This window comes from Halomonas sp. PR-M31, from assembly GCF_001039575.1.
GTDB lineage: Bacteria > Pseudomonadota > Gammaproteobacteria > Pseudomonadales > Halomonadaceae > Modicisalibacter.
This window is the reverse complement of sequence record NZ_JIBT01000076.1, coordinates 22041-28344: the sequence shown is the minus strand read 5'-3', so window position 1 is coordinate 28344 and position 6304 is coordinate 22041. Positions and strand designations below refer to the sequence as shown.

Below are 6304 nucleotides of genomic sequence, written 5' to 3'. Positions count from 1 at the left end.
ACCCGATCGTAATCCAGATCCTCGGGCAATGGGGTCGCTTCATGACGCTTGAGCTTGTCGATCTCATCCTGCTGACGGTCGATGTAACCCTGGTACTTGATCTGAATCTGTACCTGCTCGGTTACATTCGGGTCGTCGCTGACAGGTTCCCCCTTGAGAGTTGCAACATCCCCATAGACGAGTTCAGGACGCTTGAGCAGCTCCGCCAGGGTGTATTCCCGAGCAAGGGGTTTATCGAGCTTGGTTGCCAGCCACTGCGCTTGCTCGGTGCCGGGTTGAATCCAGGTCTCGCGCAAACGAGCACTCTCGCGCTCGAGCGCCTCGCGCTTGGTGGAAAAAGCTTTCCAGCGCCTGTCGTCCACCAGTCCCAGCTTGCGACCGATCTCGGTCAAACGCAGATCGGCATTGTCTTCCCGCAGGAGCAAGCGGTACTCGGCGCGGGAGGTGAACATGCGATAGGGTTCAAGGGTTCCCAGAGTGATGAGATCGTCGACCAGCACGCCCAGGTAGGCCTCGTCCCGACGCGGACACCAGCTATTTTCACCTTGCACTCGTCGCGCGGCGTTCAACCCTGCCAGCAAGCCCTGGGCGCCGGCCTCTTCATAGCCGGTGGTGCCGTTAATCTGGCCGGCGAAGAACAGGTTGTGGATAAATCGGGTTTCTAAAGAATGTTTGAGATCTCGAGGATCGAAAAAATCGTATTCGATGGCGTAGCCAGGACGAGTGATGTGGGCGTTCTCGAAACCACTGATTGAGCGCACCACCTGGAGCTGCACGTCGAAGGGCAGTGAGGTGGAAATCCCGTTGGGGTAAAGCTCGTGGGTATCGAGTCCTTCCGGTTCGAGAAATATCTGATGGCTCTGCTTCTCGGCGAAACGATGCACCTTATCCTCGATGGACGGGCAGTAGCGAGGTCCTACACCCCCGATCGATCCTGCATCGGAGTACATCGGCGAGCGATCGAGGTTGGCAAGGATGATCTCGTGAGTGCGCTGATTGGTATGCGCGATATGGCACTTAACCTGATGCGGGTGCATCTCCCGGTTACCCAGGTAGGACATCACCGGGGTTGGCGAGTCACCGGGCTGCTCCTCGAGACTGGAAAAATCGATGCTTCTGGCATCTAGCCGAGGGGGTGTGCCGGTTTTCAAGCGATCGACCCGAAACGGCAAAGCACGCAAACGCTGCGCCAAGGCATTGGCAGGCGGATCGCCGGCTCGGCCACCGCTGTGATGATCAAGACCGATATGAATGATCCCGCCAAGGAAGGTGCCGGTACATAGCACCACGGTTTTGGCATGAAAACGAATGCCTGTCTGGGTAACGGCGCCGCGTACCGTATCTCCCTCGACGATCAGATCGTCCACCCCTTGCTGGAATAGAGTCAGATTTGGCTGATTTTCCAGCACTCCACGAATTGCCGCCTTGTAACGCACACGGTCTGCCTGGGCTCGCGTCGCTCTCACTGCCGGTCCTTTGCGCGCATTGAGGACACGAAACTGAATTCCCCCCTGGTCGGTTGCCAGTGCCATGGCGCCACCGAGTGCATCGATCTCCTTGACCAGATGACTCTTGCCAATGCCGCCAATGGCGGGATTGCAGGACATTTGGCCGAGAGTTTCGATGTTGTGAGTCAAGAGCAGTGTCTGACAATTCATGCGAGCAGCGGCCAGTGCGGCTTCCGTTCCCGCATGACCACCGCCAATGACAATGACGTCAAAGCGGTCGGGGTAATCCAAGGTGCACCTCGTCTTGCGCCAAAGCGCTTGTTCGATCCGAAAGAAAATGGGGTCGTGCAGTATAACGCCCTTGTGGGTAACCGTCAGGGGTTTTCCACATGGGCAAAACATGGATCCAAGAACTCACCACCCAATAATATAAAAATAAAATAAAGATAAAGAAGTTCTGTTGTTGTTGTGTTTATTGGTGTGGACAAAATCTGTTGATAACCGATTAAAATATATTAATTTCAGTACCTTGTATTGTTGACCGTTAGCTTAGGAAGCAGTTTTGTACCTGCGTATAGACATCGCTGAAGCTGTGGATGAAGTGCTGTGTTATGCACATGCCAACTGATTCAGGTGTTATCCACCGATGGCTACCCGGGTTGCAAGCAGAGTGATCAACAAATGTAATGAAGATCGTCTACTGCAATGATGACGGGCTTTCTAGAACGAAATAGGCAGGCAGATAAAAGATTTTATCCACAGGGCAAAAAACCGCCTGTGAGGCAATCTTTAAAGAGGATGAAGAGAAAAAATGAATAAAGAGTTCATCCAAACATCACATGGATGAACTCTTTATATGACAAGCTTGCTGTTGTCAGTGCTTGAGTACGCGAGATAGAAAGGATCGAGTGCGTTCCTGCTGGGGATTGTCAAGAACCTCTTGCGGCGGGCCCTCTTCGACGATCTGACCGTCATGCACGAAGATCACCCGGTCGGCGACCTCCCTGGCAAAGCCCATCTCATGGGTCACGATCATCATGGTCATGCCCTCCTTGGCCAGTTCACGCATGGCATCGAGCACCTCACCAATCATCTCCGGATCCAGCGCCGAGGTGGGCTCATCGAACAGCATCAGCCGTGGTTCCATGGCCAGGGCTCGGGCTAAAGCGACGCGCTGCTGCTGACCGCCAGAGAGCTGGCTAGGGTATTTATCGGCCTGGTCCTGAATGCCAACGCGCTCAAGCAGTCGATGAGCTGTTTCCAGTGCTTTTTCCCGGGACCAACCACGTACTTTCATGGGGGCCAAGGTCACGTTGTCGCGTACCGAAAGGTGGGGAAACAGGTTGAATTGCTGAAACACCATGCCCACTTCGGTGCGCACTGCCTGTAGTGATTTCCCGCTTTTGCCGTCAGGCAGCAGCTCATTGCCATCGACTTCGATACGTCCGCCCTGGAACTCTTCCAGACCATTGACGCAGCGAATCAGCGTCGATTTGCCTGAACCACTGGCGCCCACGATCACCACCACTTCACCCGGAACCACTTCGAGATCGATATCCTGCATCACATGCAGTTTGCCGAAATGCTTGTTGACCTTTTCCAGTCGCACCATGGAGGGCTTTGCCTTGTCATTCATCATTGACCTTCTCATTGTCCGACCAAGCCGCGGCGTTCGAGCAGACGCAGCGCAAGGGATAGGCTCAGGGTGATGGCCAGATACATCAAGGCGACCATGAAATAAACCTCGAGCGCGGTAAAGGTGGTGGCGATGTAGACCTGGCCCTGGCGTACCAGCTCGCCGACCCCGATCACCGAGAACAGCGAGGTATCTTTGATGCTGACGATGCCCTGATTGCCCAGCGCAGGAATCATACGACGAAGGGCCTGAGGCCAGATGATGTAGCGAAAAGCCTGGGTCCGGGACAACCCTAGGGAGAGTCCGGCCTCACGCTGGCCCTTTTCGATCGATTGAACGCCGCCGCGTACGATCTCGGAGATATAGGCACCGGCGTTGAGTGCGATTGCGGCAATGCCTGCAGTCAGCGCATTGATCGGTCCGCCGAGCAGTTGCGGTAGGCCATAGAAGATGAACAGCACCTGCACCAGCACCGGCGTGCCGCGAAAGATTTCAATATAGGCAATCGCGGGCCAGCGTAGTAATGCAGTTGGGCTGATACGGGCGAGTCCGAAGATGATGCCAATAATGAAGCCGATGGCCAGACCGCCGAAAGATATCAGCAGCGTCCAGGGAATGCCCTCGAGCAGATAAGGAATGGAGGCGATGGCCGCCTGCCAATCGAATTGGAATGTTACATCCACGTAGGGGTCTCCAAGCAAAATACCGTTTGTGGTACTCGACTTTTATGAATGGCAATACAAAAGGCCGGGAGTACTTGCCCCGGCCCGTTTTAGTAGCGAAGTTGCTATCAAGTCATTTTATTCGCTTGTAGAGGCTTCACCGAACCATTTCTTGTGGATCTCATCGTAGGTGCCGTCTTCGCGCATCTCGGCCAGTGCCTTGTTGGCGGACTCCACCCATTTGCTGCCATCGGCGAAAGCGATGCCATATTGCTGACCTTCATAGAGCGATCCAACGGTCTTTACCCGGCCCTTGCCCTTGGTCTGGGAGAAATAACCGACATTGGGCGCGTCATAGAAAACCGCATCGACGCTGCCGCCCATTAACGCCATGTACATATCGGAACTGCCCGGATACGGCGTGATTTCGGCATCGTCGCCCAGATTCTTCTGCAGATAGTCGTAGCTGGTGGAACCGATCTTGGTGCCGATGCGCATGCCCTCAAGGTCCTCGAACTCCTCGACGTCTTCGTTGTTGGCGGATACTAGAATACGCAGGCCCGAGTCGTAATAAGGGTCGGTAAAATCGACGATTTTCTCGCGTTCTTCGGTGATGGTGATACCGGCAATGGCCAGATCAATGTTGCCGGTCTGCACCGCAGGGATGATGCCATTGAAGTCCATGGTGCGCAGATCGACTTCGAAACCGGCTCGCTTGGCGACCTCGTTTAAGATGTCCATGTCAAAGCCAACCATCTCGCCGCTTTCCTGATCCATCATCTCGAAGGGTACAAAACTGGGATCCGTGGCGGCTTGCAGCGTTTCCGCCGCAGCTTGGCTCGTCAGTCCCAACGTCATGGCCAAGGCCGAGCCTAGCGAAATTCCTTTCAACATAGTGGTTTTCATGGCGTTCCCCGATTCGTCGTGTTGTTTGTGTAACGCGCCTTTTACCTTGGCGAGTTACGGGGGAGCCGTCAAGATATGTTGTTACATCCTGTTCACACCATGAAAGAGGCGCCACAGCCGCAGGTCGAGGTGGCGTTGGGATTCTTGATCACGAAACGTGCCCCGGCTAGCCCCTCTTCGTAATCCACAGTGGAGCCGATGAGATACTGGTAGGAAAGTGGATCGATGACCATGCCCACGTCGTCGATCTCGATCAGTGTATCGTCCGCTGCGGTTTGTTCGGCGAAATCGAAGCCATATTGAAACCCCGAGCAGCCACCGCCCGTGACGAACACACGCAGCTTGAGGGCCGCGTTGTCTTCTTCAGCTGCCAAGGCCCGTAAACGACGTACGGCGGCATCTGTGAGCAGCAACGGCGTGGGAGCAAAAGATGCGACACCACTCATGTAAAAGCCTCCGATGAACTGAATTGTCAACCAACTTCATTATCCCTAATCCCTAGTAAAAGGGTCAACTTTGTTCAACAAATGTCTAGGGCAACAGCGCCGGCGCCTTCATACCCAGCATTTCGTCGAAACCGAACATCAGATTGAGATTCTGAATTGCCTGCCCTGAGGCGCCTTTGACCAGGTTGTCGATCACCGACAGCACTACCACGGTATCGCCATCTTCTGGCCGGTGAACTGCCAGACGACAAAGATTGGCACCCTTTACGCTGCGAGTCTCGGGATGACTGCCGGCAGGCATCACATCCACTGCCGGCTCGTCGGCAAAACGTTTCTCGTACAGCGTTTGAAGATCGTCCGCGTTAGCGGTCAGGCAACCATACAAAGTGGCATGAATGCCTCGGATCATGGGCGCAAGATGCGGCACGAAGGTCAAGCCGATCGGACCATGCGCAGCGCGTACCAAGCCTTGCCGTATTTCCGGAAGATGCCGATGACCCGAGGCGCCGTAGGCCTTCATCGACTCGCTGGCTTCCGCCAACAGCGAGGGGACCTTGGCGCCACGGCCCGCACCGGTAACCCCAGATTTGCAATCGGCGATGATATGTTCGACATCGATCAGCCCATTCTCGAGCAACGGCAATAGGCCCAGCTGCACGGCAGTGGGATAGCAACCCGGAACGGCAACCAGCCGCGCCTGAAGAATCGTCTCGCGATTGACTTCCGGCAGCCCATAAACCGCTTCCTCAAGCAGTTCCGGAGCGCCGTGAGGCTGGCCGTACCAGCGTGCCCATTCCTTGGCATCGGCAATGCGAAAATCCGCCGACAGATCGATCACTCGGGTGCCATGCGCGAGCAATTCGCCTGCCAGGGCATGGGCAACCCCGTGGGGCGTGGCAAAGAACACCGCGTCACAGGCGCCCAAACGCTCAGCGTTCGGGGCGCTGAACGCCAGACGATCATAGTGTCCGCGCAGATTGGGATAGAGTTCACTGACGCCTATCCCTTCTTCGGAACGTGAGGTGATGATATCAACGCTCACCTCAGGGTGCTGTGCCAGCAGACGCAGGAGTTCGACGCCCGTGTACCCGGTGCCGCCGACGATACCAACCTTGATCACGATGGGCTTCCTTTAGTGTCGTAAAACATGAAGTGCAGTTGTCGCTGAGACGTTGCGTATTAAATATGATACACAAGAGTCTAGGC

General features: G+C 55.3%; 6 protein-coding genes. All 6 read right to left on the bottom strand.

Annotated features, from left to right (window positions below):
- The coding region (mnmG, locus tag CH74_RS16955; protein ID WP_048308725.1) for a tRNA uridine-5-carboxymethylaminomethyl(34) synthesis enzyme MnmG at positions 1-1739 on the bottom strand (1739 nt) is incomplete at its 3' end.
- Positions 1740-2322: 583 nt separating this feature from the next.
- Positions 2323-3084 (bottom strand): amino acid ABC transporter ATP-binding protein, encoded by a 762-nt coding sequence (locus CH74_RS16950; protein WP_048308728.1) that lies wholly within the window; start codon positions 3082-3084, stop codon positions 2323-2325.
- 11 nt (positions 3085-3095) lie between these two features.
- Entirely contained in the window at positions 3096-3767 is a 672-nt protein-coding gene (locus CH74_RS16945) for an amino acid ABC transporter permease (protein ID WP_048308724.1), read from the bottom strand.
- Between the two features lie 117 nt (positions 3768-3884).
- Entirely contained in the window at positions 3885-4652 is a 768-nt protein-coding gene (locus CH74_RS16940; protein ID WP_082140479.1) for a transporter substrate-binding domain-containing protein, read from the bottom strand.
- A gap of 92 nt (positions 4653-4744) precedes the next feature.
- Positions 4745-5098 carry an iron-sulfur cluster insertion protein ErpA gene (gene erpA / locus CH74_RS16935; RefSeq protein ID WP_048308727.1) on the bottom strand — a complete coding sequence of 118 codons (354 nt, stop codon included), beginning with the start codon at positions 5096-5098 and terminating at the stop codon, positions 4745-4747.
- 85 nt (positions 5099-5183) lie between these two features.
- Positions 5184-6218: an N-acetyl-gamma-glutamyl-phosphate reductase gene (gene argC, locus CH74_RS16930; protein ID WP_048308722.1), complete on the bottom strand. Its 1035-nt coding sequence runs from the start codon at positions 6216-6218 to the stop codon at positions 5184-5186.
- Positions 6219-6304: the final 86 nt, after the last annotated feature.

Excerpts from the sequence above, each read along its gene's own strand:
- CH74_RS16940 (WP_082140479.1), bottom strand. The coding sequence starts at position 4,652 with ATGAAAACCACTATGTTGAAAGGAATTTCGCTAGGCTCGGCCTTGGCC.
- erpA (WP_048308727.1), bottom strand. The coding sequence starts at position 5,098 with ATGAGTGGTGTCGCATCTTTTGCTCCCACGCCGTTGCTGCTCACAGAT.
- CH74_RS16950 (WP_048308728.1), bottom strand. The coding sequence starts at position 3,084 with ATGAATGACAAGGCAAAGCCCTCCATGGTGCGACTGGAAAAGGTCAAC.